Annotated in this window: 22 protein-coding genes; 11 read left to right on the top strand and 11 right to left on the bottom strand. The window is 66.4% G+C overall.

Annotation, left to right across the window (positions count from 1 at the left end):
- Positions 1-167: 167 nt before the first annotated feature.
- On the bottom strand, positions 168-647 hold the full coding sequence (locus BBTA_RS23085) for a DUF6789 family protein (protein WP_244424083.1): 480 nt from the start codon (positions 645-647) through the stop codon (positions 168-170).
- Positions 648-761: 114 nt separating this feature from the next.
- Between BBTA_RS23085 and BBTA_RS23080 the strand changes: the two genes are divergently transcribed.
- From BBTA_RS23080 to BBTA_RS23065, 3 genes are all read left to right on the top strand, one after another.
- On the top strand, positions 762-1,268 hold the full coding sequence (locus BBTA_RS23080; protein ID WP_041750834.1) for a Spy/CpxP family protein refolding chaperone: 507 nt from the start codon (positions 762-764) through the stop codon (positions 1,266-1,268).
- A gap of 698 nt (positions 1,269-1,966) precedes the next feature.
- A complete protein-coding gene (locus BBTA_RS23070) occupies positions 1,967-3,937 on the top strand; it encodes a DEAD/DEAH box helicase (protein WP_012044923.1) in 1,971 nt (656 codons plus the stop codon).
- Positions 3,938-3,989: 52 nt separating this feature from the next.
- On the top strand, positions 3,990-4,391 hold the full coding sequence (locus BBTA_RS23065) for a DUF2177 family protein (RefSeq protein ID WP_012044922.1): 402 nt from the start codon (positions 3,990-3,992) through the stop codon (positions 4,389-4,391).
- Between the two features lie 160 nt (positions 4,392-4,551).
- On the opposite strand, the gene BBTA_RS40845 is transcribed toward BBTA_RS23065, so the two are convergent.
- Positions 4,552-4,728, bottom strand: a complete 177-nt coding sequence (locus BBTA_RS40845) for a hypothetical protein (RefSeq protein WP_168167912.1) — start codon at positions 4,726-4,728, stop codon at positions 4,552-4,554.
- Between the two features lie 46 nt (positions 4,729-4,774).
- Positions 4,775-5,434: a peroxiredoxin gene (locus BBTA_RS23060; protein ID WP_012044921.1), complete on the bottom strand. Its 660-nt coding sequence runs from the start codon at positions 5,432-5,434 to the stop codon at positions 4,775-4,777.
- 363 nt (positions 5,435-5,797) lie between these two features.
- Here BBTA_RS23060 and BBTA_RS23055 point away from each other — a divergent pair, with 363 nt between their 5' ends.
- Positions 5,798-6,370, top strand: a complete 573-nt coding sequence (locus BBTA_RS23055; RefSeq protein WP_012044920.1) for a hypothetical protein — start codon at positions 5,798-5,800, stop codon at positions 6,368-6,370.
- 192 nt (positions 6,371-6,562) lie between these two features.
- Positions 6,563-7,687 (top strand): S1C family serine protease, encoded by a 1,125-nt coding sequence (locus BBTA_RS23050; protein ID WP_012044919.1) that lies wholly within the window; start codon positions 6,563-6,565, stop codon positions 7,685-7,687.
- A gap of 182 nt (positions 7,688-7,869) precedes the next feature.
- Here BBTA_RS23050 and BBTA_RS23045 read toward each other — a convergent pair whose 3' ends face one another.
- A complete protein-coding gene (locus BBTA_RS23045) occupies positions 7,870-9,729 on the bottom strand; it encodes an alkaline phosphatase family protein (RefSeq protein WP_012044918.1) in 1,860 nt (619 codons plus the stop codon).
- A gap of 204 nt (positions 9,730-9,933) precedes the next feature.
- Here BBTA_RS23045 and BBTA_RS23040 point away from each other — a divergent pair, with 204 nt between their 5' ends.
- Positions 9,934-10,428 (top strand): ferritin-like domain-containing protein, encoded by a 495-nt coding sequence (locus BBTA_RS23040; protein WP_012044917.1) that lies wholly within the window; start codon positions 9,934-9,936, stop codon positions 10,426-10,428.
- Between the two features lie 25 nt (positions 10,429-10,453).
- Here BBTA_RS23040 and BBTA_RS23035 read toward each other — a convergent pair whose 3' ends face one another.
- The 7 genes from BBTA_RS23035 to BBTA_RS23005 all read right to left on the bottom strand — a co-directional run bounded on the left by BBTA_RS23035 (position 10,454) and on the right by BBTA_RS23005 (position 19,975).
- Complete coding sequence (locus BBTA_RS23035) at positions 10,454-11,707, bottom strand: arsenic transporter (protein WP_012044916.1); 1,254 nt, start codon at positions 11,705-11,707, stop codon at positions 10,454-10,456.
- 22 nt (positions 11,708-11,729) lie between these two features.
- Positions 11,730-13,004 carry an MFS transporter gene (locus BBTA_RS23030; protein WP_012044915.1) on the bottom strand — a complete coding sequence of 425 codons (1,275 nt, stop codon included), beginning with the start codon at positions 13,002-13,004 and terminating at the stop codon, positions 11,730-11,732.
- Between the two features lie 40 nt (positions 13,005-13,044).
- Positions 13,045-13,719 (bottom strand): hypothetical protein, encoded by a 675-nt coding sequence (locus BBTA_RS23025; RefSeq protein ID WP_012044914.1) that lies wholly within the window; start codon positions 13,717-13,719, stop codon positions 13,045-13,047.
- A 37-nt stretch (positions 13,720-13,756) separates the two neighbouring features.
- Positions 13,757-14,455, bottom strand: coding sequence for an OB-fold nucleic acid binding domain-containing protein (locus BBTA_RS23020; protein WP_012044913.1), 699 nt, complete (start codon positions 14,453-14,455; stop codon positions 13,757-13,759).
- 114 nt (positions 14,456-14,569) lie between these two features.
- Positions 14,570-15,928 carry a sigma-54 dependent transcriptional regulator gene (locus BBTA_RS23015; RefSeq protein ID WP_012044912.1) on the bottom strand — a complete coding sequence of 453 codons (1,359 nt, stop codon included), beginning with the start codon at positions 15,926-15,928 and terminating at the stop codon, positions 14,570-14,572.
- A complete protein-coding gene (locus BBTA_RS23010; protein WP_041751568.1) occupies positions 15,913-17,361 on the bottom strand; it encodes a HAMP domain-containing sensor histidine kinase in 1,449 nt (482 codons plus the stop codon). The genes BBTA_RS23015 and BBTA_RS23010 overlap by 16 nt, the downstream gene beginning before the upstream one ends.
- Before the next feature lie 133 nt (positions 17,362-17,494).
- Positions 17,495-19,975, bottom strand: coding sequence for a PAS domain S-box protein (locus BBTA_RS23005; protein WP_041750833.1), 2,481 nt, complete (start codon positions 19,973-19,975; stop codon positions 17,495-17,497).
- 214 nt (positions 19,976-20,189) lie between these two features.
- Between BBTA_RS23005 and BBTA_RS23000 the strand changes: the two genes are divergently transcribed.
- From BBTA_RS23000 to BBTA_RS22980, 5 genes are all read left to right on the top strand, one after another.
- A complete protein-coding gene (locus BBTA_RS23000) occupies positions 20,190-21,314 on the top strand; it encodes a putative zinc-binding metallopeptidase (protein WP_012044909.1) in 1,125 nt (374 codons plus the stop codon).
- 70 nt (positions 21,315-21,384) lie between these two features.
- The gene (locus tag BBTA_RS22995; protein WP_012044908.1) at positions 21,385-21,612 is read left to right on the top strand and encodes a hypothetical protein; all 228 of its coding nucleotides are present in this window, start codon (positions 21,385-21,387) and stop codon (positions 21,610-21,612) included.
- 157 nt (positions 21,613-21,769) lie between these two features.
- Positions 21,770-23,785: an acetyl/propionyl/methylcrotonyl-CoA carboxylase subunit alpha gene (locus BBTA_RS22990; protein ID WP_012044907.1), complete on the top strand. Its 2,016-nt coding sequence runs from the start codon at positions 21,770-21,772 to the stop codon at positions 23,783-23,785.
- Positions 23,786-23,895: 110 nt separating this feature from the next.
- The gene (locus BBTA_RS22985; protein ID WP_012044906.1) at positions 23,896-24,762 is read left to right on the top strand and encodes an oxaloacetate decarboxylase; all 867 of its coding nucleotides are present in this window, start codon (positions 23,896-23,898) and stop codon (positions 24,760-24,762) included.
- Positions 24,759-25,061: an acylphosphatase gene (locus BBTA_RS22980; RefSeq protein WP_012044905.1), complete on the top strand. Its 303-nt coding sequence runs from the start codon at positions 24,759-24,761 to the stop codon at positions 25,059-25,061. The genes BBTA_RS22985 and BBTA_RS22980 overlap by 4 nt, the downstream gene beginning before the upstream one ends.
- Positions 25,062-25,176 lie beyond the last annotated feature (115 nt).

The following is a 25,176-nucleotide window of genomic DNA, read 5'->3' as shown; positions in this document are numbered from 1 at the left end:
ACCGCACCTCACCCCGACGTTCGTGACGACGCGTACATCCCTCTGCATGGGGCGGGACGACGCGGATCATACATCATTTCCGAGAAAGCGAAAGATCAAAATTCGACTTTGTCGAAATGCTCGCGGCGGCGGTGCGCAAGCAGGGACCAGGCGCGCTTGATCGCGGTTCAGTCTCCGTGGGCCGGCCGCTGCAGGGCCGCATAGACCACCCCGAGAACCAGACTATAGGCCTCGACCATGGCCAGCGAAAACAGGCCCGGGCCCGCGCCAAGTCCGAGCGAGATGCCGAAAGGCCCGAGACCGATGGCCGGAAACAGCACGATCCCGAGCAGCAGCCAGCCGGCAAGTCCGAGCAGAAAGCCCTTGGCGAGGCCGCTCCGCCCGGGCAGGCGGTGGAAGACGTAGCCGAACAGCAGGCCGATGAGGAAGGCGCCGTTGAGCTGCGAGAGCAGCCAGACCGGCGCTTGCACATGCGTGACATTGGCGAACAGCGGCGGGAGCGTCTCGAGCAGCGCGGACGACGGATCGAACTGCGGCAGGATGTGCAGCGCGGTCTTGAGCTCCATCAGCCCCATATGCGCCAGCGTCCCGCAGCCCGACGCCACCAGCGACGATCCTATCCAGCGATAGCTGCGCGTCATTGTCATCGCGTCATTTCGTCCGAAGCGCATCACGGTTCCGTTGATCCTGCTCAACTACGCGAACGCGCCGCCCGCTTAGTTTGCGCAAACTCATTGATGCCACGTCAAGGGAGTTCCGCCATGCGAGCAGATCCACGTGCGTTGATCCTGGCCGCCGTCGTGATGGCCACCGTTGCACCGTCCGTTGCCCAGCCGGGTGCAGGCGGACCGCCGGGCTGGGGCCCGGGCATGATGATGGGGCCGGGGATGATGGGCGGGCGGGGCTTCGGCTTTCTCTGCAATCCCCGCATGGCGGGCTTTGCCGAATGGCGCCTGTCGCAGATCGAAAGTGCGATCAAGCCGAACGAGACGCAGCGCGCGCGGCTCGACGATCTCAAGGCCGCATCGGCCAAGGCGGCCGAGCTGATCACCAAGGACTGTCCGACAGCGCCTCCCGCCAAGGCGACCGAGCGTCTTGCGCTGGCGGAGCAGCGGCTCGACGCGATGCAGCAGGCGATCAAGCTGGTCCGACCGGCGTTCCAGGCACTCTACGATTCGCTCGACGACAAGCAGAAGGCTGCCATGGACGCCAGCGGTCCGCGCAATTGGGGCTGGCATCATTGGCACTGGCCGTGGAGCGAGGAGTAGTCGCGGACAGGCGGCGGGTTTCGCGCCATCCGGTTCGGATGATCTCCGAAAAAGAGGAATGAGAATTTTCGGCAGCCTGACAGGCGTCTCTGGGCGGCCTACTGCGTCGCTCGGCGGCTCTCGTCCTCGAATGGCGGGCGGCTCACATGACGGGTCAACCGACCTTCGCTTCCCCAGTTGTATCGTCGTGCGAACGGCTGGAACGCGAATGACAGCAGCCCCAAGGCCATCAAGCCCAACACAATGTAGGGAGCGAAGTAAACGCAGGCGAAGACGATGGCGACGGTCAACCAGAATCGGTGGGGACGGACGCGAGAATCGCGCGCAAGCGCAGCAAGGCTGTGTCGCAGGCCTGGACGCCATGGTCGAGGCCCAGCCTCGACGGGAGGACGGACAATTTCCTTGATCCGAACGAGGATGGACATGACCAGGACGATCGATCCGAAGACCACCGCCAGGATGAGCAGACACGCGCCTACGAGTTGAAGGGCCGACAGCATGTAAAGTCACTGGTTCGCTGGATGGCGGAAACATCCCTGGCGCAGGATGGTATCGGTAAGAATTTAACCGGCGGCTCAGGAAATGCTGCAAATTCACCAACGGACCCGCATGGACGTGGAATTTGGAGTGGGGGCGGGCATGGTGATTTCGTCCTGCTTAGCGTAAAGCAGCCGAAATCAACCGAGGTTTTCCGTCCATTGTCCTTTCCCGCTACAGTTCCGCCGCTCGCCCGCGCGCTCGCCGAGCGCAATTATGAGCAGCCGACCCCCGTTCAACTCGCCGTGCTCGATGACGAGGCGGTCGACCGCGACCTGCTGGTCTCAGCCCAGACCGGCTCGGGCAAGACCGTGGCCTATGGGCTCGCGATGGCGACGAACCTGCTGGGCGACGCCGAGCGGTTCGAGCGGGCCTCGGCGCCGCTGGCGCTGATCGTTGCGCCGACGCGCGAGCTGGCGCTGCAGGTCCAGCGCGAGCTGGCCTGGCTGTATCAGCATGCCGGCGCGCGGGTCGTCTCCTGCGTCGGCGGCATGGATCCGCGCCGTGAGCAGCGCGAATTGGAGGCGGGGGCGCACATCGTCGTCGGCACGCCCGGGCGGCTGTGCGATCATCTGCGCCGCGGGCGCCTCGACATTTCGGACTTGAGGGCGGTGGTGCTCGACGAGGCCGATGAGATGCTCAATCTCGGCTTTCGCGAGGACATGGAATTCATCCTCAAGACCACGCCGGAGACGCGCCGGACCCTGCTGTTCTCGGCGACCTTTCCGCGCGGCATCGTGGCACTGGCCAAGCAGTATCAGGACGACGCCTTCCGGATCGAGGTCGAAGGCGACGAAGGCGGGCACGCCGACATCGAGTACCGCGCCGTCCGCATCGCCCCCGGCGATGCCGAGCATGCGGTGGTCAATCTGCTGCGCTTCTACGAGTCGCCGAGCGCCATCGTGTTCTGCAACACCCGCGAGGCCGTCAGGCATCTGCAGGCGGCGCTGCTGGAGCGCGGTTTCTCGGTGGTCGCGCTATCCGGCGAATTGACCCAGAACGAGCGGACGCTGGCGCTGCAGTCGCTGCGCGACGGGCGCTCGCGCGTCTGCGTGGCGACCGATGTCGCGGCGCGCGGCATCGACCTGGCCAATCTCGATCTCGTGATCCATGCCGAGCTGCCGAACGATCCCGAGGTGATGCAGCACCGCTCGGGCCGCACCGGCCGCGCCGGCCGCAAGGGCGTGAGCGTGCTCCTGGTGCCGCCGGCCCGGCGGCGGCGGGCGGAGACGCTGCTGAACCTGGCCGGCATCGAAGCCGTGTGGGGAACGGCGCCGCAGGCCGACGAGATTCGCAGGCTCGATCACGAGCGCATGCTGCACGATCCGGTCCTGAGCGAGGAGACGACGGCGGAGGACCAGGCGCTCGCCCAGGCCTTGCTTGCGGAGCGCTCGCCCGAGGAGATCGCCGCCGCGCTGGCGCGGCTCTATCGCGCCCGGCTGCCGCCGCCGGAGGACATTCTCGATCCCGCCGAGGAGCGCGGGCGCGGCCGTCACGAGCGCGATCGCGACAACGGGCGGCCGGGGCGCGGCGAGGAGCGTCCGCCGCCGGTACCGCGAACCAAGACCGGAAAGCCATCGGCGCGTCACGGCATGGGGGAGCCCAGCGTCTGGTTCCGCGCCGCGATCGGTCGGAAAAAGAACGCCGAAGCCCGCTGGCTGCTGCCGATGATCTGCCGTCGCGGCGGCATCGAGAAGCTGGACATCGGCGCCATCAAGATCTCGGACACGACGACCGAGTTCGAGATCGCCGCGCGCGTGGCCGACGCCTTCGCGGCCAACATCCGCCGGCCCGACAAGGAGGATACGATCCGCATCGAGCCGCTCGCTGCCGCACCGTCGGGGCAGGGGGCATCGGAAAAGCCGCGTCCGGACAAGCGGCCGCGCCGCGCAGCCGAGGAGAGCGCGTACCACCCGCTGCGACGCGATGAGCCGCGCAGCGGCAACGATGCCAAGCCCCGCGGCAAGCCGCATCGCGACGGTCCCTCGAAAAAATTCGGAGACGAACCGGCCTTCGCGAAGAAAAAGCCGCATCGCGAGAAGTCCAGCCGCAGCGGACAGACGTTCCAGTCCCACAGTGCGCGGTCGAAGGCGCCGGTTGGCAAGAAGCCTAAGGACAAGCGCCGCGGTTGATGGGTCCGGTCGAAATGAGGGGCCGGTTGCGCGAACAGTCGGGAGGAGCCGCATGAGCCGCTACGCCGTTCTATACTTTGCGACGCTGGCGGTGCTGCTCGGCTTCGACATCCCGTTCCTCAGCATCGTCGCCAAGGGCTTCTTCCAGTCGCAGGTCGGCGAGATGCTCGGCGAGATCCGCCCCGTGCCGGCGGTGCTGTTCTATCTGCTCTATATCGCCGGCGTGCTGATCTTCGTCAGCGGCACGGCCGATGCGACCTGGCGCTCGACCTTGCTCTATGGCGCGCTGTTCGGCCTGTTCTGCTACGCGACCTTCGAGCTGACCTCTCTGGCCATGCTCAAGCAGTGGACCTGGGCGGTGGTCGTGGTCGACATCAGCTGGGGCGTGTTCGTCACCGCGGTGTCCGCCACGGTGGGACTGCTGATCGCGGACTGGGTGACGCCACGGGGGTAGAAGGTGTCTGCCGCGGGCGATTCGGCGCGACCGGGATATTTCGGGTCAAGTCCCCCGGCAATCGCATGAAGTCGTGCCGCGGAACAACCATGCCGACCCGAAACGTCGCGCTGACCGGCCATCAGGACAAGATCATCGAGACGCTCGTCCAATCCGGACGCTACGGGAGCGCGGGGGACGTGTGGCGCGCGTTCGTCTCGGTGCACCGGGCGTACGAACGCGTCATGTCGCGAGACACGGCCGAGCCGGGCGGCATCTGCTGCTTTATCGTGCGCGCGGCGAGCAGATCATCGAGATCGGTCGCGTCCTGCATGATCGCATGGATCTGTCGCGGCATTCGCCCTTCTCCGAGGAGAAGGGCGAATGACGGGCTGAGTTCGCCCTCACTTCGGCTGCGGCACCACGCGCAGATACGGCTTCGGCGCCTTCCAGCCGTTCGGATAGATCGTCTTGGCCTCGTCGTCGGACACCGAACCGGCGATGATGACGTCGTCGCCCTGCTTCCAGTCGGCGGGGGTGGCGACGCGATGCTTGGCGGTGAGCTGCAGCGAGTCGATGACGCGGAGAATCTCCTGAAAGTTGCGGCCCGTGGTCATTGGATAGACCAGGATCAGCTTGATCTTCTTGTCCGGGCCGATGATGAAGACATTCCGGACGGTCTGATTGTCGGCCGCGGTGCGCTTGGCCGGATCGCCGGAAATCGCTGCGGGCAGCATGTCGTAGAGCTTGGAAACGTTGTAGTCGGTGTCGCCGATCAAGGGATAGTTCGGCGCCGCGCCTTGCGTCTCGCGGATGTCCTCGGCCCACTGCGCGTGCTTGTCCACCGGGTCGACCGAGAGGCCGATCAACTTGACGCCGCGCTTGTCGAATTCCGGCTTCAGATGGGCGAGAGCGCCGAGCTCGGTGGTGCAGACCGGGGTGAAATCCTTCGGGTGCGAGAACAGCAGCGCCCAGCTGTCACCGATCCAGTCGTGGAATTTGATCTTGCCTTCGGTGGTTTGCGCCTCGAAGTCCGGAGCGACGGAGCCGATTTGGAGAGCCATGACGACCTCAATTCATTGCAGGTGACGGGAATAAATTCTTCTAAGCACTATAGGAAATACCACCCTCTAAGGGAACCGTTCCGCGAAAAAGAGAAAATCGTCCTGTCTCAGCTCACGCGCGCAACAACTTGTTTTGAGTTCCCGGCCTGCGGCGAAACATCCGTAAGACCACCGGCTGCCCAGATTTCGCCACGTCTTGGTCGCAACACGCCGCCCCCGCCGACGGGCGCTTTGAACCGTGATCCGGGTCACTGCGGCAAATCGGCAACCGAGACAAAAACCCACTGCAGCGTTTCGAACCGTTAACCACTCGTTCAGACGCGGACCGACAAGGTGGGTCAACACAGCAACTGAGAAGAGAACATGTCTGCCTCTGCACCAAAAACCATCGGTTCCCTCGATGGTCTCGAACCGTCCTCCTGTGAAACCGCCGCCTCCGCGCTCGCCATCGTGCGCGACGGCGTGATCACCGGTGAGGGCCCGACCACAGCGGGACGCGTGCATTTTTCCCGCGTGCTTGATGCCGACGACGTGGCGTGGTGCGCGCGCATCCTGACGGCGGCGGCCCTGAACGACACCCCGGTCAGCCGCGCCGAGGCCGAGGCGCTGTTCGAGATCGATGCTGCCGCGACCGAGCGCAAGGACGACGGCCGCTTCGAGGATCTGCTCGCCAAGGCGGTCGCACATCACACCGCCGCGGCGTCGGGGCTGCCGGTGCCGCCGCGCAGCGTGGCGCTGGCGGCGGAGACCGCCATCGAAAGCTGGGCGCCGGTCAATGCACGCGGTGTGCGCACAGACGCGCTGGAATGGGTCGCCAAGCGCATGCGCGGCAAGCGTCAGGCCAACCGTGTGCTGCGGGCGATGGTCGCGACCTTGGTCGGCGTGAGCGTGCTGCCCCTGGCGCAGCTGCCCTCGATGATCGATATCGGCATGTGAGCGCGACGCGCTCGTCGGACACTCCCCATTCAAAGAGCGCGATGATCTCATCGCGCTCTTTTCTTTTGCGCCGGCGTTCGATTGCTCCGGCGTGATCGGCTCGACGGGAGGGGCCGGGCCTCTTGATGAAGCCCGCTGGCCGGTGAATAGATCGGCCGGCATGGATCTGGCCTGGAGCACGGAGATATCGAGATGAGCCGATGGAGCTTTGCCGCGCGCCTGTTGGCGGTCGCGGCGACGGCGCTGCTGCTCATGATGGCGTGGCAGACTTTCCCGCTGATCCAGGCGGAGATCCTGGGCCTGCGCGCCAAGCCCCGCGAGATCACGGCGCGCGGCGACCTCGCCGCCGACGAAAAGAGCACGATTGCGCTGTTCGAAAGCCGCAGCGGCTCGGTGGTCTTCATCACGACCGTTCAACAATCAGTCAATGCCTGGACAGGCGATGCGCAGCAGGAGCGCTCCGGCACCGGCTCCGGCTTCGTCTGGGACGATCTTGGCCATGTCGTCACCAATTATCACGTCATCGAGGGCGCGACTGAAGCACTGGTCAGCCTGACCGATGGCCGCTCGTTCCGCGCGGCCCTGGTCGGCGCCAACCCGGAGAACGATCTCGCGGTGCTGCTGATCGGCGTCGGCACCGACCGGCCGAAGCCGTTGCCGATCGGGACCAGCGCCGATCTCAAAGTGGGGCAGAAAGTGTTCGCGATCGGCAATCCGTTCGGCCTCAGCAGTACGCTGACCACGGGCATCGTCTCGGCGCTCAACCGCAACCTGCAGGTCACGCAGGAGCGCACCCTCAACGGCTTGATCCAGACCGATGCCGCGATCAATCCCGGCAATTCCGGCGGGCCGCTGCTCGACAGCGCCGGACGGCTGATCGGGGTCAATACCGCGATCTACAGCCCGTCCGGGGCGTCGGCCGGGATCGGCTTCGCCGTGCCGGTCGACAAGGTCAACCGCATCGTGCCGCGGCTGATCGCGAGCGGCCGCTATGTCAGCCCGAGTCTCGGGATCCGGACCGATCCAAAAGCCAATGAGGCGCTGTCGGCCCGCCTCAATATGTCGGGCGTGTTCGTGCTCGATGTCGAGCCGGATTCGGCGGCGGAGAAGGCGGGGCTGATCCCGGCGCGCCTGACCCGCGACGGCGGCTTCGCGCTTGGCGACGTGCTGCTGGCCATCGACGGACAGGTGGTGGATTCGCCCGACGACATGACACGGGCGTTGGAGACCAAGACTCCCGGCGACCGCGTCGTGCTGCGGGTCAGGCGCGCCGGCAAGACGATCGAGGTCCGGGTGACGCTCGACGTCGCGCGGTGAGGGACACGATCAGCGACGGGGACGCGAGATTGTCGCCGGCATGAGCGCCGCGACATGCGGGGATGGTCGTCCCGGCTGTCGCTGCGCTCACACGGACTACGGCCCCTCGTTCTGCGGAAACAAAAGTGCCCCGCTTTCGCGGGGCACCTGGTCATCACAGGCAAGCGCGGATCACGAACGGGCTACTTCGCCGCCGCGGCCTTCTGCTTCGGCGCCTCGTCGTCGAGGCCGACCGTGCGGCCGGGGAAGCCGGCGGCGTCGAAATAACGCTGGCTGCCGACGCGCTGAAGCTTCAGCACGGTGCGCAGGCCGCCTGAGGCCGGGTCCGACTTGATGACGTCGGACACCGCCTTCGGCGTGGCGCCGTTCGGCATTGCCTCGGTCATGACCCGGCCGATCAGTCTGCCCTTCGGCGCGACCTTGAGGTCGAGCAGCCTGGCGGCGGTGATGCCGACATCCGCATTGCTGACGGGCAGGGGATCGATGAAGCCCGCCTTGAAGTCCGGACCGATCGCCGCCATGAAATTGTAGGTGTCGCCGCGGCTGAACGCGCCGTGCATGCCCTGGCCCTGGCGCAGCACGGTGTCGGCGACCTCGACCGAGCAGTTGCTCGGCACGTCGCAGCCCGGTGCGACATAGGAACGGAAATTGACGACGATCGCCGGGTGCGGCGTCACCGCCTTGCCCTGCAGGTTGATCTGCGACAGCGGCAGCGTGCCGGGGATCTCGCCGAGCTTGTCGTCGACAAAGATGCCGGAGACGTAGTCCTGCGCCAGCAGCGCCTTGACGGTGCGGCGGGCGAGCTTCTTGTCGCCGTTCGGCAGATAGATCAGGTCCGAGCCGCCATTGGTGGCGACGACGAGATCGGGCTTGGCCGGGTCCTTGCCGAGTACGCCGTTGCCGGCCTTCGGATGCTTGCCTTCGGGCACGGCGGCATTCTTGTCGTTCGGATCGAACAGCGGCAGATCGAGCGCCTTGGCGAGGTCGATCGCCAGGAAGCCCATCGGCAGGAAGTCCTTCGGCGTGTCGTCATAGCTGACCTTGGCGGAGGGCGAGGTCTTGCTTTCCTTGGAGATGGTCGAGAAGCCGTGGTCGGCCTGGACCATGATGTTGGTCGAAGCAGCCAGCCCGAGATCGTCGAGCGCCTTGCGCAGGGCCGCCAGATTGTCGTCGGCGTTCTTGATGCCGGCCATCGAGGTCGGGCCGTTGATGCCGGGCGTGATGGTGTTGAGGCTGTCGCCATGATTATGCTGGCTGCCGTCGGGATCGCGTGACCAGAACACCAGCACGAACGGCTTGTTGCGGGCCTTGAACATCGGCAGCACCACCTTGGTGGCGACGTCGACCATATAGGCCTGCTGCGCAACGTTGGCCGAGGTCGTACCGGGGGTCTTGGCGTCGCCCGCCTTGCCATTGTCGCCGCGCGATGGCGTCGCCAGCGGCAGCCCGGCCTTGCCGATTGCGTCCTTGACCTCGTCGGTCAGCGCCACCCCGTTCTTGCCGCCCGTGGAATCGTCGATCACGATCGAGGATGTCGCGCCCGGCTTGCAGGGGCAGGCGGTGTGGTCGAACAGATAGGTCGGGCCGAGCTTGCCGATCGCGGCCGTCGAATAGCCGGCCTTGCGGGCGAGCTTCAGGATCGTGTCCTCGTTGAGATAGTCGCCGTTGAAATGCTCGTCGATGTCGCCGAGCACGGCATCGTTCTCGATGAAGGGAACGACGGTGTCCCCGGCGGGGACCGAGGTGTAGCCGGTGAAGATCGTGTTCGAGAATGTGCCGGTGTCGCCGAGATAATGGCCGGTGGCCATGGCCGAGCCGTTGGCCATGGTGAAGGTCGGAAACAGCGAGTGCGAGTTCTTGAAGTTGACGCCCTTGTCGCGGACAGCTGCCATGGCAGGCGTCGCGTCCGGCGTTACCTTCGCGGCCCGCAGGCCATCGGGAATGAACAGGATCAGGTTATGAGGCGTGGCGTTCTGCGCAAATGCGGCACTGGACGACAGCAGGGTCAGTCCGGCGCACAGCAGCACGAGCGGGCGGCGCATTGAAAACTCCTGAAAGCAATCGGCGGAATCGCGGCGTCTCGCCGCAGGGAGGAGCTTTAGTTTTGCCGGGTGACAGTTTCGTTACAAGAGGGTTGCGGGTCCTCGACGCCGCTCCGGCCAGGATTTTATTGCGACGGTCCGGGATGGCAGGAACCAGGGGGTGGCTGTCCGGTTGTCGGCTCACATCAACCCAGGGAGCACACCATGCCTGCAGACAAGGACCTCAACGAGCTCTTCCTCGATACGCTCAAGGACATCTATTACGCCGAGAAGCAGATCCTGAAGACCTTGCCGAAGATGGCCAAGGCGGCGCAGTCGGAGAAGCTGTCGGCGGCGTTCGAGAAGCACCAGGAGGAGACCGAAGGCCAGATCGAGCGTCTCGAGCAGATCTTCGAGCTGCTCGGCAAGCCCGCCCGCGGCAAGAAGTGCGACGCGATCGAGGGCATCATCGACGAGGGCAAGGAGATCATGGACGAGTACAAGGGGACATCTGCGCTCGATGCCGGCCTGCTCGCTGCAGCGCAAGCGGTCGAGCATTATGAGATGTCGCGCTACGGCACTTTGAAGGCCTGGGCCCTCAAGCTCAACCTGCCGAAGGCGGCCAAGCTGCTCGACCAGACGCTGAACGAAGAGCGGAAGACGGACGAGACGCTGACCAAGATCGCCGAAACGGCGGTCAACTATGAAGCCGCGGCCTGACCGTTTCCTCAAAGTCCGTTCGATCCTACCACATGGCCGCCGCCAGCGCTGCGATCAGCGCCGGCGGCGTTGCCACGAGTCCGATCTTCAGGAATTGCCAGGCCGACACCTGGATCTTCTCGCGCCGCAGCGCGGTCAGCCACAGGATGGTGGCGAGCGATCCGGTGACGGAGATGTTCGGGCCGAGATCGACCCCGATCAGGATGGTCCGGACGACTTCGTGAGGCAGGTGATCGCTGGCGGCGACCGAGCCTGCGACAAGACCGACCGGCAGATTGTTGGCGATATTGTCCGCGACAGCCGTGATCAGGCCGGCGGCCCACGCCGTTCCGGCCGGCGAGGCGGTGACGCCCTGGTGCAGCCACGCACTGAGCTGGCCGATCGCGCCGGCGCGGCTCAAACCCTCGACCATCACGAAAAGTCCCGCGACCAGCGGCAGCACGCCCCACGACACACCCTTGACGACCGGCCATGGCGATTGCCGGCCGGCCAGCAGGATCGCGGCCGCCGTGACCACGCCGCAGACGAAGGTCGGTAGCCCGAGCTGGATGTCGAGCGCAGACGCCGTCAGCAGCACGGCTGCGATCGCGAGGATGCCCATCGCCGCGAGCCGGCCTTCGCGGCTGAGACGCGGCTTGTCGACATCGGTGCGCAGCGTCTCCGCGTGCAAGGCGCGGCGCTGCGTCAGCCATAGCGCGGCATAGGTGAGGGCAATGGCCGTGATCGAGGGCAAGGTGAATTGGCGCAGCCACTCCGTCAGATGCGGCATGCGCGCGCCGAACACGACCAGATTGGCGGGGTTGGAGATCGGCAGCACGAAGCTCGCGGCATTGGCGATGAACGCGCAGACATAGAGATACGGCAACGGCGAGGCGCCGGCGGCGCGCGTTGCGGCATAGACCGCGGGGGTCAGCACGATCGCAGTCGCGTCATTCGAGAGCAGCACGGTGACCAGGGTGCCGACAACATAGACCAGCAGGAACAGCAGTTGCGGTGAGCCGCGCGCATGCTCCACCGCATAGGCGGCGAGATAGTCGAACAGCCCCTCGCGGCGGGCGAGCTCGGCGATCAGCATCATGCCGATCAGGAACAGATAGACGTCGAGACCCTTGCGGATGCCGGCGAGGGCGTCCGTTGTCGTGATCAGGCCGAGCGCGACGAGCAGGATGGCGCCCGCCACGGCCCAGACCGCTTCGGGCAGCCGAAACGGGCGGATGATGACGCCGGCGGTGGCGGGGATGATGATGGCGTAAGCGAGCCAGGGATCGTGCAGGGACATGGTCAGCGCTGGATAGAGCAAATCATTCGGCGGCGATAGCGGGCGACGGGACGGGGTTCGGCGGTGATGCCGTGGCTCCGCTGCTCTCCGGCAGCAGCAGCCAGCACACGATCCATGCGAGCGCGGCCGTCGCTCCGAGCGTCAGGAAGGCGGCACTATAGCCGGCCTCGACCACAACAAGCCCGGCAAGCGCCGTCGAAAGCGCTGCACCGATGCTCTGCGCGGTGATCACGGCGCCCTGGGCGACGTTGAAGCGGCCGGTGCCCCGCATCAGGTCGGCCACGATCACCGGCATGATCGCGCCGAAGATGCCGGCGCCGACGCCGTCGAGCAGCTGTACGCCGACCAGCCAGGCCTTGTCGTCCGACAGCGTATAGAGCGCGGCGCGGAGCGGCAGGATCAGAAGCGCCGCCAGGAAGAAGCGCTTATGGCCCCAGCGGTCGGCGCGGGCGCCGACCAGGAGCGCCATCGGCACCATCACGAGCTGCGCCGCGGCGATGCAGGCCGACATCAGGCTGGTGCCGAGATTCTTGTCCTGCAGTGCGAGCTTCTGCCCGACCAGCGGCAGCATCGCCGCATTGGCGAGATGAAACAGCGCGACGCAGATCGCGAAGATCAGCAGGGGCCGGCAGGTCAGCAGAATGCTGAGCCCGGACGGCTGCTCATCTCGTGTCTCGGCATCGCCTGCCTTGCGATCGGACAGGCCGCGCGCGACCTCGTGGTCGATGGCGCGCGCGGGAATGGCAAGCACGCTGATGAGGCTGCCGACCGACATCAACGCCATGAGATAGAACACGGCCGACGGTCCGAGTGCATAGGCGGCCGCGCCGGCGATCACGGCGCCGACGGCGTTGCCGGCGTGATTGAAGGTCTCGTTACGGCCGATCCGCGCGGTGAACGCGCTGACACCGAAGATTCCCAGCGAGACGGCGGCGATCGCCGGGGCGAAGATCACGCCGGCGGCATGCGCGATGCTCTGCGAGATCGCCACTGGCCAGAAGCTCGCCATCAGCGGCAGCAGCAATGAGGCCGCCGTGACGATGAGCGCCGCTGCAATCATGATCAGGCGCTTGGCCCTCGTGGCATCCACCATTGCGCCGGCCGGAGTCTGCGCCACAATGCCGGCGATCGTCGCCAGCGACATTACGAGGCCGATCGCGGCCTCGTCCCATTTCTGTTCCGTGAGCAGATAGATCGCGAGATAGGGCCCGAGGCCGTCGCGCAAGTCCGCCAGGAAGAAATTGGCCGCGTCGAGCGCGTGGCCGGCGCGGCGCGTGATGGTCTCATCCTGGGACATGGTGACGGCCTCGAATCAGGTGATGTCGTGAGCAGTGCGATCACGCGTGGGCGTGATCGTGCTTGGGTCCATGCTTGGGCTTCGGGCCGTGCTTGGGTCCGTCCTTCGGGCCGTGCTTGGGCTTCGGGCCATGCTCATGCTTGGGGCCTGGCTTGGCGTGCTTGAGCGGTGCGAGAGAGTTCAGGCTCGCGCCGGCCTCTCGGGCATGGATGACCCGGCCGAAGCGGGTGTCGATGCCATCGCCGCGGACCGCCAAGGTGGCCTTCGGCGCCAGCAGCTCGGCCATGTCAGTCGCTTCTTTCGGCCCGATCCGCACGACGGTGTCGTCGGTGAGCAGGGCGCCGCGCAATTCGCCCTTGGGACCGAACAGCGATAGCCGCACCGTGCCTTCCGCGTCCATCGTGTGATGGTCGTGCTTGGGATGCTCGCGCTCCTCGTCCGGCCCGTGATCGACGATCTCCCGGCCATTCGCCCCGGTCACAGCGACCGCGGCGAGCACGTCGGCACCGCGTGGCTTGACCGCGCGCACGTCGACTGGATCGCCAGCCTTGATGTGGCGTGTGAGTTCCGCCTCCATGTGCGGAGGCGTGTGAACGAGCACATCCTTGTCGCCGGTGCGCATGACGAAGCCGTCGACCTCGCCATGGGGATTGAGCACGAAGCGTTCGAGAATGCCGGTCACGGCGGGCAGGCTGCTGGGATCAATCCAATGCATGATTGTCTCCTGGATTTGTTTGATGGGGGTTCGAGGATCAGCCGCGCGGTGGAGGTGGCGGACCCAGCCGATCGGGACCCGCCTTCGGGCCGCGCGGCGGCCGTGGGGCCTCGATCTCGGTCAGTTGATCCGGCGAGGTGCCGATCGCCCTGACATCGACGAGCTTGCCGAGCGCGGTCTCGAGCAGGTCGCCGCGCACCGAGATCGTCTGTCCAGCGCGCAACGTGTCGCCGAAGCGTTCGGCCTCCGGCGGCGGCAGGCGCAACTCAGTGCCGTCCTCGAGCACAGCGCCATTGACCTCGCCGCGCTTGCCGTGCAGCACCGTTGTGATGCGTCCGCTGAGGGTCTGCTCGCCGCCGCGTCGTCCCGGTCCGTCGGGCGGGCCGTTGTCGATCACGCTCTTGCCAGTCGCGATGTTGGTGATCTGGGTGGCATCGACCAACGGCAGCGCACGGGCGCGCAAGCCGCGGACCGAGACGCCATCGCCGGGGCGGATCGCGAACACGATCTGCGCAGTCAGATGCGGCGGCAGCTTCACCTCGGTGCCGTCATTGAGGATCAGCCCGTCGACGTCGCCGCGCGGCGTCAGCGTGTACTGCTTGACGATGCCGCGCGTCTCCGGAAGCTGCGACGAATCCCAGGTCGCATCCGGCGGGGACAACGGCGCTTGGGCGTTGCTTGAACAGGTGCCGATGCCTGCGATGGCGAGCACCAGCGCGCTCATGATCGGCGTCATCTTTCGTGTCATCCTGGAACTCCTGATCGAGGGTGGTGACGCGATCTGCTCCGCAACAGCCATGCCAGGTGCGGGATGACCAGAAATCAATAGGTTGCATGAGAGATGGGGACGCTAGCCGTCGTCTTTCGCGACGGCGCACGTCAGATTTCCTGACGTGGCGTCCTCGACGAGGCCGTAGCGCTGCATCTTGGTGTAGAGCAGCTGCCGGTTGATGTTGAGCTGCCGCGCGGCTTCGGTGCGGTTGCCGCCGCAGGCCGCAAGCGCACGGCGGATCATGCCTTCCTCGAGACGCGCGACCGCGGCGGGCAAGTCCGTCGCCGGTTCTGCCTCGTCGTTCGCCGGCACGGCGCCGATGTCGATGTCATCGGCATCGATCAGGGCGCCGCGTGTCAGCACGCAGGCGCGTTGGATCGCGTTGCGCAGCTCGCGCACATTGCCCGGCCAAGGCGCATGCACGAGCTTGTCGATGGCGCGATCGCTCAATTGCGGTTGCGGCCGGCCGTCCGAGCACTGCGCCAGAAAATGATCGGCGAGCGGCAGGATGTCCTGGGTGCGTTCGCGGAGCGGCGGCAGCTCGATCGGGATCACGTTCAGACGGTAATAGAGATCCTCGCGAAATGCGCCGCTCGCCACCTGCCTGGCGAGATCGCGATGGGTCGCGGCAACGACGCGGGCGGCGACCTTGATCGGCTTGCCGCCGACCGGCGTGATCATCCGCTCTTGCAGGGCCCGCAGGATCTTCGCCTGCATCGACAGCGGCATGTCGCCGATCTCGTCGAGGAACAGCGTGCCGGCACCGGCATCGCGGAACGCGCCCGACCGGTCCGAGGCGGCGCCGGTGAACGAGCCCTTGATGTGGCCGAACAGTTCGCTTTCGAGCAGATCCTGCGGGATCGCTGCGCAGTTGAGGGCGACGAAGGGAGCCGTGCTGCGGCGGCTGTGGACATGCAGCGCGCGCGCGACGAGCTCTTTGCCCGTGCCGGTTTCGCCGCGGATCAGCACCGTCGCATCGGCATCGGCGGCAAGCCCGATGGTCTTCTGCACCCGGCGCATCGCTTCGCTGGTGCCGATCAGTCCGCTGTCGCCAACCCGGCCGCTGTCGCGCCGCTGACGCCGGCGTGGCGGCAGCCGCTCGATCAGCTCACGCAACGCATCCCGGCCGATCGGCTTGAGCAGATGATCGAAGGCGCCGAGCCGCATCGCTTCGATCGTGTTCTCCGGGCTTGCATAGGCGGTCAGCACGATCACCGGCGGCGCGTCGCCGCCGGCGCGGATGCGGCGCAGGGTCTCGATGCCGTCGATCCCGGGCATGCGGAGGTCGAGCAGCACGGCATCGGTGTCGGACGACAGCATGCCGATCGCTTCGCGGCCGGAGGCCGCCGTCACGGCGCGATGACCGAGATCCGTCACCGTCTCCGCGAGACCGTCGCGCAGCGCGGCGTCGTCATCGACGATCAGGATGGTTGCCATGGCAGGGAAATCTCGAAGCTGTTGCCGTGATGGGTCTGTCCGAGCCGAGCTTCGCCCTGATGCGCCCGCGCGATCTCGCGGACGATGGCAAGGCCAAGACCGGTGCCGTCCGCGCGGGTGCTGACGAACGGCTCGAACAGGCGATCCCTGATGCCGGCGTCCACGCCAGGGCCGCTGTCGGTGACACGAAACAGCAGGCGTCCACCGTGGATCTCCGCCGCGACGACGATCTCGCCGCCTGCGGGCGTGTTCTGGATCGCGTTCAGGATCAGATTGTCGAGGGCGCGCTGCAATTGTGAGGGATCGAAGCAGGCGGCACGCGGGGAAGAGCAGACGCTGCGGAGTGCGAGGGCATGATGGGCGGCGAGCTCGCGATGCGCGTCGATCGTCGACCGCAGAAAGCCTTCGAGCTCGACATTGCGCGGCGTCGGCTGGACGGCCTGCGTCGTGGCGAGCAGATCGCGCAGCAGCGCATCGAGTCGCGCCACCTGTTGCAGGATCGCTTCGAGGGCGCTGCTTTTGCGCGCCGGGTCGGAGGAGGCGAGCGCATTCTCCGCCTTCAGCCGCATCGCTGCGATCGGGTTGCGGATCTCGTGGGCGAGGTTGGCGGACAGCCGCCCGACGGCGGCCAGCCGCTCGGCTGCGGCGGCGCGCCTGCGCTCGGCCGAGAGACGGTGGCCGGCATCGTTGACGGCGTCGACCAGGCGATCAAGCTCCCGTGCGCCGGTCTGCGGCAGATGTGGCAGGTCGGCCGTACCGGTCGCGCCGCCCAGCGCCGTCTCGATGGCTGCGATCCGACGCGACCACGACACGAGAATCCAGGCGAGCCAGATCGCCGAGCCGAGCAGCGTCAGAGCGAGGACGATGAGCCCGATGAGCAGATGCGTATAGGCCGGGCCTTCGGCGGTTGCGGCCCGGGTCATCGTCCAGGCGGTGACGTCCTGAAGAGGGCCGCGCAACGGGCAGGCATGGACGATTAGGCTCTGCGAGCGGCCGTCGTTCCGGATCGTCGCGGGACGCCCGCTGCGCCTGGCTTCGGCATTGACCTGTTCGATCACGCCGAGCTCGGCGGCCGGCAGATCGGTTTTCGGCCCCGTGCCCTCATAGGTCGGGTAGCCATAAGCGAGCGAGCCGCTTTGGGCCTGCCAGATGCCACCTTCGACGCCGGGCGCGCCTGCCAGAGCCGAGCGGATCACCGGCAGCAGGTCCTGCCGGAGCCTGTCGTCGATGGACGCGCTGCCGCTCCAGCCGGTGACAAAGAACTGATAGCGGTCGGCGATGTCGCGGCAACTGCGGACGACGAGGTCCTGCGCCCGCGCCACGCGCGCTTCGGACGATTGTTGAAACGATTCGAGCAGGAGATAGGCCGTCGCTGCGCCCGACATCGCCAGCATGAGCCAGAGCGCTGACAGCCGCGAACGAAGGGAGCGCATCGAATGGTCCGCAGTGACATCGGATGACTGAGCCTGCAGCGCAATGCGTACGACGCCGGCCACTGCTTCTCATGCGGAACAGAACGCATCACCCGCAATTTTGGTTCCCGCCCTGCAACCCTGCGGGCGGGGATCACCGCGGCAGCGGCGCCTTCTCGGCCATCGCCTTGCGCAGGATACGTGACAGCGACTCGACCGAATAGGGCTTCTTGATCAGCTCAAAGCCGTGATGGGCGTTTTCCGCCAGCACGTGGCTGTAGCCTGACGTGAGCACGACGGGCAGGCCGGGATAGCGGTCGCGGATGATGCCGGCGAGTTCGAGGCCGTTGATGCCGGGCATGATGACGTCGGAAAACACCAGGTCGACAGCAAACTCGTCGGTCTCCAGGATCGCCAGCGCATCATGGGCGTTGGCGACGCGGCGCGTGACATAGCCGAGGTCCTCGAGCAGCTCGGTGGAGAACTGGCCAACCTCGTCATTGTCCTCGACCACGAGCACGCGATAGCCGCGGCCGATGGTGGCGGGCTCGCTGCGCGCATGTCCGGCCTCCGGACCGGATTGCGGTGCCGCCGCCTGCGGCAGATAGATCGTGAAGGTCGCGCCCTGGCCGAGCCGGCTCTCGACCGCGATATCGCCTTCCGACTGCTTGGCGAAGCCGAAGGCCTGGCTGAGGCCGAGGCCGGTGCCCTTGCCCACCTCCTTGGTGGTGAAGAACGGCTCGAAGATCGCGTTGAGATGCTGGGGCGCAATGCCGGCGCCGGTGTCGGCGACGGAGATCGCGATGAAGGCGCCGGGTCGTGCGCTCTGGCCGCGAAGCGCCGGCAGCGTGTCGGTGCTGCGCATGCTGATCGTAAGGCGTCCCTCGCCATTCATGGCGTCGCGCGCGTTCACGGCGAGGTTGATCAGCGCGGTCTGGAATTGCGCGATGTCGGCCAAGGTGAACAGGCTGGTCTCGGTCACCGCGAGCTCGATCTGGATCCGGCTGCCGACCAGCGGGCGGATCAGCTGCACGACGCTTTCGACCTGCTCGCCGACATTGAACACCTGCGGCGTCAGCGGCTGCCGGCGCGCGAACGCCAGGAGCTGCCCGGTGAGCTTCGAGGCCCGCTCCACCGTCTCCGAGATCGCGTCGACATAGCGCCGTCGCCGTTCTTCCGGCAGATCGCGGCGGCGCAGGAAGTCGGTGGCCGAGCGGATGATCGTGAGCAGATTGTTGAAGTCGTGCGCGACGCCGCCGGTGAGCTGGCCGACCGCCTCCATCTTCTGGGATTGCCGCAGCAGCTCCTCGCCCTGGATGCGCTCGGTGATGTCGACGGCTTCGGCGACCGCGCCCATGATCGCATCATGCTGGTCGAACAGCGGCCGCATCGACAGTTCGAAGTGGCGGTCGCCATTGGCGAAGTCGAGCCGCACCTCGGTGCGGAAGCTGTCGCCGGCGAGCACCCGCGCAAACGCCTTGCGCAGCATCTCGCTCACGCCGGGCGTGTGCACGAACCAGGGCGCGTCCCACAGCGGATGGCCGATGACATCGACGCCGCCGGCGCGCATGCCGTCGACCGCGATGCGGTTGACATGCGTGATCCTGCCCTCGGTGTCGAGGATGGCCTGATACTGATTGCTGGTGTCGAAGATGGCGCGCATCCGCGCCTCATTGGCTTCGAGCTGCGCGGTCCGCTCCCGGATGCGCTCTTCCAGCGTCTCGTTGATACGGCGGAGCTCGATCTCGCCTTGCTTGGCGGCGGTCACGTCATGGGCGACGCCGATGAAGCCGATGTGCTGGCCGTTGGCGTCCCAGCGTGGCTGCGACTCCGAGCGCAGCCAGCGCCAATGCCCGTCGGCCCGTCGATAGCGCGCCTCGAGGAAGAACGGCTTCAGCGAGCACTCGCCCGTCTGCTGCTGGGCAAGAATGCGCGGCAGGTCCTCGGGATGCAGCGCCTTGCGCCAGTCGAAGGCGAGCGCCTCGTCGTGAGACAGGCCGAGGAAATCGACATAGGCGCGATTGACGAAGGAGCGGGTGCGGTCGAGCCTTGTCAGCCAGATCGGCACCGGCGCGCTGTCGGCGATCAGCCGGAAGCGCTCCTCGCTCTCGCGCAGCTTGGCCTGTGCGAGCATCTGGTCGGTGACGTCGATATGCGCGCCGACCAGGCGGATGGCACGACCGTTCCAGTCGCGCTCGATGCGGGCGATGACGCGGATCCAGCGGATCTCGCCGTCGCTCGGCCGGATGATGCGGTATTCGGTGGTGTAGTCTTCCTGCTTGCTGTTGACCGCGGCGATGAAGTCCTGCTCGGCCTTGATGCGATCGTCAGGATGCACCCGGTTGACCCAGTCCTCGTGGGTCTCGTTGGCAGCCTCTTCTGGCAGGCCGTGAATGATCAGGTATTCGGGTGAGCGGCGGTTGCGAAAGCCTTCCCGGAGATCGACCTCGACGCCGCCGACCCGCGCGATGCGCTGGATGCGTGCCAGCTCGGCCTCGCGCTCCTGCAGCGCTCGATAGGCCTGGTCGCGATCGCGCGCGATCTCCTCAATATGCTGGCGCAACGCGGCCGCGCCGGCAATATCGGGGACGACTTCGTCTCGTGGCGCGTCCGCGCTGTTCATGCTGACCTGCATCGGGAAGGCAAGTGGTCGCCAGACCATTTCACCGCAGGTGTTCGGAAGCGTGGCGACATTGGGTTGAGGGACAGCAGATTGGCCAGCGATTGAGGCGGACGAACGCCCGCAGGACGAAAACGTTGAGGCAGATAAAAAGTTCCGCAGCCCCGGAACGGACTGTTACTGTCATGCGTCGTCAGGCGCTAGACACCGCAACGCGTAGGTCCATACCGTGAAGCTCTTCGTCTGTCAGGCCTGCAAGAATATTCTGTATTTCGAAAATCGCAGCTGCGGGCGCTGCGGCCATCGGCTCGCCTTCATGCCGGAGCGCCAGACGCTCTCGGCGATCGAGCCGGCCGGCGAGGGCTTTCGGACCTTGGCCGACGGCGGGGAGGGGAGGTTCTTCTGCGCCAATGCGGAGCACGACGCCTGTAACTGGCTGCTGGAAATCGGCGAGACCGCCGGCTTCTGCCGCGCATGCCGGCATAATGGCACCATTCCCAACCTGTCGGACCCGGTGCAACTCGCCGGATGGCGCGAGCTGGAGGTGGCCAAGCACCGGCTATTCTATTCGCTGATCCGCTGGAAGCTGCCGGTGAAGACGCGAATCGAGGATCCCCAGCATGGCCTGATCTTCAACTTCCTGGCCGACGATCCCGCCGGCCAGCAGAAGGTGATGACCGGCCACGACCATGGCCTGATCACGATCGCGCTGGCCGAAGCCGACGACATCGAGCGCGAACGGCGCCGGCTTGAAATGGACGAGCCGTACCGGACCTTGCTCGGCCACTTCCGCCACGAGGTCGGCCACTATTTCTGGGACGTGCTGGTGCGCGATGCCGGCAGGCTCGAGGCATGCCGTGCGATGTTCGGCGATGACTCGCAGGACTATGGCGAGGCGTTGAAACGCCACTACGACGAGGGCGCGCCGGCGAACTGGCAGGACAATTTCGTCTCGGCCTATGCGACCACACATCCGTGGGAGGACTTCGCCGAAACCTGGGCGCACTATCTGCACATCGTCGATACGCTGGAGATGGCCTCGGAATTCGGCATCGAGATCGATCCGCCTGCCGACCAGATCGGCGGGCTCACTGCGCGCGTCACCTTCGATCCCTATGTGGCTGATGATTTCGATGCGATCGTCAACGCCTGGCTGCCCTTCACCTTTGCCATGAACAGCGTTGCGCGGGCGATGGGTGCGCGCGATCTTTATCCGTTCATCCTGACACCGCCGGTCATCGCCAAGCTGGGCTTCATCCATGAGCTGGTGCGGCAGGGCGCCCGCGCCAAGCCGGCGGCAGCACAGACGATGCCGGCCGGGCAGGAGCAGGAGGAAGAGATCGGGGCGGCGTGATCCGGCTTGACTCCTGAGAACATAAAGTGAACATGATGGCTGACCGGAAGCGAGGGGCTGTCGCCACGCCATGCCGTCTGAATTCCATGCCAAAACCGATGCCATGACCGAGCTCAGCGAAGACCTTGCGCTGGACGCCGCCATGGATCAGGCGATTGCAGCCTGTGGTGGTGACCTCAGGGCCACCATTCGCGCGCTGATTGTTGCAAATGATTATCTTGAGACCGAGGTCACCGAGCTGATGAAGGCCGTGTCCCACGCCTATGCTCGCGGACGTTTCCACAGCTATTCCGGGTGACGGGACGCAGCGGGGCTGGCATGCCTGACCGTCTGTATCCGGGGGATGACAGGCAGGTTGCGCGCGGCCGATTTTGCTATAGACGAACCGGTCAAGCTCGCGGTCCATGCGCCTGCGTCGCGAGCGGGGAGCCCGCCCAAAGGTATCAAGAAAAAACATGTTCAAGACCATTCTGATCGCGAACCGCGGCGAGATCGCTTGCCGGGTCATCAAGACCGCCCGCCGCATGGGAATCAGGACCGTTGCGGTCTATTCGGAAGCCGATCGTGATGCGCTGCATGTCGAGATGGCCGACGATGCCGTGCTGATCGGGCCGCCTGCCGCCGCCGAGAGCTATCTCCTGATCGACCGCATCGTCGAGGCCTGCAAGAAGACCGGCGCGCAAGCCGTGCATCCCGGCTACGGCTTCCTGTCCGAGCGCGAGGCGTTTCCGCGCGCGCTGGCCGAGAATGGCATCGTCTTCATCGGACCCAACCCCGGCGCCATCGCCGCGATGGGCGACAAGATCGAATCGAAGAAGGCCGCCGCCAAGGCCAAGGTCTCGACCGTGCCGGGCTTCCTCGGCGTCATCGAGGACGACAAGCACGCCGTGCGCATCGCCGACGAGATCGGCTACCCCGTGATGATCAAGGCCTCCGCCGGCGGCGGCGGCAAGGGCATGCGGATCGCGCATTCGACCGCCGAAGTGACCGAGGGCTTCAACCTCGCCAAGGCCGAGGCCAAGGCCTCGTTCGGCGACGACCGCGTCTTCATCGAGAAGTTCATCGTCGATCCCCGCCACATCGAAATCCAGGTGCTCGGCGACAAGCATGGCAATGTGATCTATCTCGGCGAGCGCGAATGCTCGATCCAGCGCCGCAATCAGAAGGTCATCGAGGAGGCGCCGTCGCCGCTGCTCGACGAGGAGACACGGCGCAAGATGGGCGAGCAGGCGGTCGCACTTGCCAAGGCGGTGAACTACGATTCCGCGGGCACCGTGGAGTTCGTCGCCGGCCAGGACAAGAGCTTCTACTTCCTGGAGATGAACACCCGCTTGCAGGTCGAACATCCCGTGACCGAACTCGTTACCGGCATCGATCTCGTCGAGCAGATGATCCGGGTCGCGGCCGGCGAGAAGCTCGCGCTTGCTCAAAAAGACGTCGCGTTGACCGGCTGGGCTGTCGAATCCCGCGTCTATGCCGAGGACCCGTTCCGCAACTTCCTGCCCTCGATCGGCCGCCTCGTGAAGTATCGTCCACCGGCCGAGAGCAAGGTGGATGGCATCACCGTGCGCAATGACACCGGCGTCCAGGAGGGCGGCGAGATCTCGATCTACTATGATCCGATGATCGCCAAGCTGGTCACCCACGCGCCGTCGCGCGCTGCCGCCATCGAGGCGCAGTCGACCGCGCTCGACGCGTTCTATGTCGACGGCATCCGCCACAACATTCCGTTCCTGTCGGCGCTGATGAACCATCCGCGCTGGCGGGAGGGCCGGCTGTCGACCGGCTTCATCGCCGAAGAGTTTCCCAAGGGCTTTGCCGCGCGTGCGCCGGAAGGCGAGATCGCGCGCCGGCTTGCGGCGGTCGGCGCGGCGATCGATCACGTGCTCGGCGAGCGCAAGCGGCAGATCTCGCAGCAGATGATCGGCCGGCCGGTGAAACGTCAGGGCCGCCGCGCGGTGTGGCTCGGGCGTGACGAGATCCTGCTGGATATTGCCAGGGACAACGGCGCGATCACGGTCCGCTTCGTCGGCGCCGACGGCAAGGTCGGCGCGCCGCATCAGCTGGCCTCCGACTGGAAGCCGGGCGATGCGGTTTGGCACGGCACCATCGACGGCGCCGAAATCGCGGTCCAGACGCGGCCGATCCCGAACGGTGTACGGCTCGCGCATCAGGGCGTCGAAGCGCCGGTCTACGTCTACACCGAAGCCGAAGCCGCCGCGGCGCGGCTGATGCCGGTCGTCACCGCCGGCGACAGCGGCAAGAAGCTGCTGTGCCCGATGCCCGGCCTCGTTGTCTCGATCGCCGTGACCGAAGGGCAGGAGGTCAAGGCCGGCGAGACGCTGGCCGTGATCGAGGCGATGAAGATGCAGAACGTGCTGCGCGCCGAGCAGGATGGCACCGTGAAGAAGATCCACGCGACGGCCGGCGCCACGCTGGCGGTCGACGCGCTGATCCTGGAATTTGCATAAGCCAACTGCTGTCCTTGCGAGCGCAGCGACGCAATCCAGGGACGGCAGGCGACTCTGGATTGCTTCGTCGCTGCGCTCCTCGCAATGACGAAGAGCAAGAGGGGGCGAGGATGACCTTCCGTGCACGTCGAGAGGTGCTCCGCACGATTCTGACAGGTGAGCGCTGCATCCATCCCGGCTCGGTCTATGACGCGATCTCGATCAGGATCGCTGAAGACCTCGGCTTCGAGCTCGGCATGTTCGGCGGCTCGGCCGCCTCGCTCGCCGTGCTCGGTGATCCCGACATCGCGCTGATCACCTTGACAGAGCTCGCCGACCAGATGCGGCGGATGTCGCGCGCCGCGACCCTGCCGGTGCTGGTCGATGCCGATCACGGCTACGGCAATGCGATGAATGTGCGTCGGACCGTGCAGGAGCTCGAGGCCGCCGGCGCCGCTGGCCTGACGATCGAGGACACGCTGCTGCCGCAGGCGTTTGGGGCCGCCAAGCCGCAGCTGATCTCGTTGGCCGAGGGCATCGGCAAGGTGAAGGCCGCGCTCGAGGGCCGCGGCGATCCCGCGCTGGTCATTCTCGGACGGACCGGCGCTGTCTCCGTCACCTCACTCGACGACGCGATCGCGCGTGCCAGGGCCTATGAAGCCTGCGGCGTGGACGGGCTGTTCTTCACCGGCATCACCGCGCGCGATCAGCTCGACGCCATCGCCGCTGCCACGACCTTGCCGATCGTGCTCGGCGGCGCGCCTGAGCACATGTCCGATCTCGGCTATCTCGCCGCGCGCCGCGTCCGCGTTGCGCTGCAAGGCCATGCGCCGATCGCAGCCGCGACGCAGGCCGTGTACGAGACGCTGAAGGCGCTGCGCGGCGGCGCCGCGCCCAAACAGCTGAAGGGCCTGCCATCGGCCGAACTGACGGCACAGGTGATGCGCGAGGCCGAGGTGAAGCGGCGCCTGCGCGTCTATCTGGAGCCGGGATCATGAGCGACGATGCGATCGTTCACGTCACGGTCCGCGGCCGTGTCCAGGGCGTCGGCTATCGTGCCTGGGTCGAGGACCAGGCCATCCTGAACGACCTGCAAGGCTGGGTGCGCAATCGCGCCGATGGCAGTGTCGAGGCGGTGTTTGCCGGCCCCGCCGATGACGTCACGGCCATGGTCGCGGCCTGCCACAAGGGACCGCCGGCCGCGCGGGTGAACGCGGTGGTGGATGAGCCGGGCACGGCCGACCAGCTCGCGCTGCGACGGCCCGGCGAAGCCTTTTCGGTGCTGCCGACGCTCTAATTCCAGCTCACGCATGATCCGGGAAGGTCGAAACCCGTTTTCCGAAGACGGCGTGCAAACAGAGGGAATGGGGCGGGATCCGTTTCCCCGGAAACGCATCATGACCTCGCCGACG

Source organism: Bradyrhizobium sp. BTAi1, from assembly GCF_000015165.1.
Taxonomy (GTDB): Bacteria; Pseudomonadota; Alphaproteobacteria; order Rhizobiales; family Xanthobacteraceae; genus Bradyrhizobium; species Bradyrhizobium denitrificans.
This window is presented reverse-complemented; position numbering and strand designations above follow the sequence as displayed.

Excerpts from the sequence above, each read along its gene's own strand:
- BBTA_RS23035 (WP_012044916.1), bottom strand. The coding sequence starts at position 11,707 with ATGTCCCTGCACGATCCCTGGCTCGCTTACGCCATCATCATCCCCGCC.
- BBTA_RS40845 (WP_168167912.1), bottom strand. The coding sequence starts at position 4,728 with ATGCCGCGACAGATCCATGCGATCATGCAGGACGCGACCGATCTCGAT.
- BBTA_RS23030 (WP_012044915.1), bottom strand. The coding sequence starts at position 13,004 with ATGTCCCAGGATGAGACCATCACGCGCCGCGCCGGCCACGCGCTCGAC.
- BBTA_RS22985 (WP_012044906.1), top strand. The coding sequence starts at position 23,896 with ATGACCTTCCGTGCACGTCGAGAGGTGCTCCGCACGATTCTGACAGGT.
- BBTA_RS23065 (WP_012044922.1), top strand. The coding sequence starts at position 3,990 with ATGAGCCGCTACGCCGTTCTATACTTTGCGACGCTGGCGGTGCTGCTC.
- BBTA_RS23055 (WP_012044920.1), top strand. The coding sequence starts at position 5,798 with ATGTCTGCCTCTGCACCAAAAACCATCGGTTCCCTCGATGGTCTCGAA.
- BBTA_RS23045 (WP_012044918.1), bottom strand. The coding sequence starts at position 9,729 with ATGCGCCGCCCGCTCGTGCTGCTGTGCGCCGGACTGACCCTGCTGTCG.
- BBTA_RS22990 (WP_012044907.1), top strand. The coding sequence starts at position 21,770 with ATGTTCAAGACCATTCTGATCGCGAACCGCGGCGAGATCGCTTGCCGG.
- BBTA_RS23060 (WP_012044921.1), bottom strand. The coding sequence starts at position 5,434 with ATGGCTCTCCAAATCGGCTCCGTCGCTCCGGACTTCGAGGCGCAAACC.
- BBTA_RS23080 (WP_041750834.1), top strand. The coding sequence starts at position 762 with ATGCGAGCAGATCCACGTGCGTTGATCCTGGCCGCCGTCGTGATGGCC.
- BBTA_RS23020 (WP_012044913.1), bottom strand. The coding sequence starts at position 14,455 with ATGACGCCGATCATGAGCGCGCTGGTGCTCGCCATCGCAGGCATCGGC.
- BBTA_RS23085 (WP_244424083.1), bottom strand. The coding sequence starts at position 647 with ATGACAATGACGCGCAGCTATCGCTGGATAGGATCGTCGCTGGTGGCG.
- BBTA_RS23025 (WP_012044914.1), bottom strand. The coding sequence starts at position 13,719 with ATGCATTGGATTGATCCCAGCAGCCTGCCCGCCGTGACCGGCATTCTC.
- BBTA_RS23005 (WP_041750833.1), bottom strand. The coding sequence starts at position 19,975 with ATGCAGGTCAGCATGAACAGCGCGGACGCGCCACGAGACGAAGTCGTC.
- BBTA_RS22995 (WP_012044908.1), top strand. The coding sequence starts at position 21,385 with ATGCCGTCTGAATTCCATGCCAAAACCGATGCCATGACCGAGCTCAGC.
- BBTA_RS22980 (WP_012044905.1), top strand. The coding sequence starts at position 24,759 with ATGAGCGACGATGCGATCGTTCACGTCACGGTCCGCGGCCGTGTCCAG.
- BBTA_RS23010 (WP_041751568.1), bottom strand. The coding sequence starts at position 17,361 with ATGCGCTCCCTTCGTTCGCGGCTGTCAGCGCTCTGGCTCATGCTGGCG.
- BBTA_RS23040 (WP_012044917.1), top strand. The coding sequence starts at position 9,934 with ATGCCTGCAGACAAGGACCTCAACGAGCTCTTCCTCGATACGCTCAAG.
- BBTA_RS23015 (WP_012044912.1), bottom strand. The coding sequence starts at position 15,928 with ATGGCAACCATCCTGATCGTCGATGACGACGCCGCGCTGCGCGACGGT.
- BBTA_RS23050 (WP_012044919.1), top strand. The coding sequence starts at position 6,563 with ATGAGCCGATGGAGCTTTGCCGCGCGCCTGTTGGCGGTCGCGGCGACG.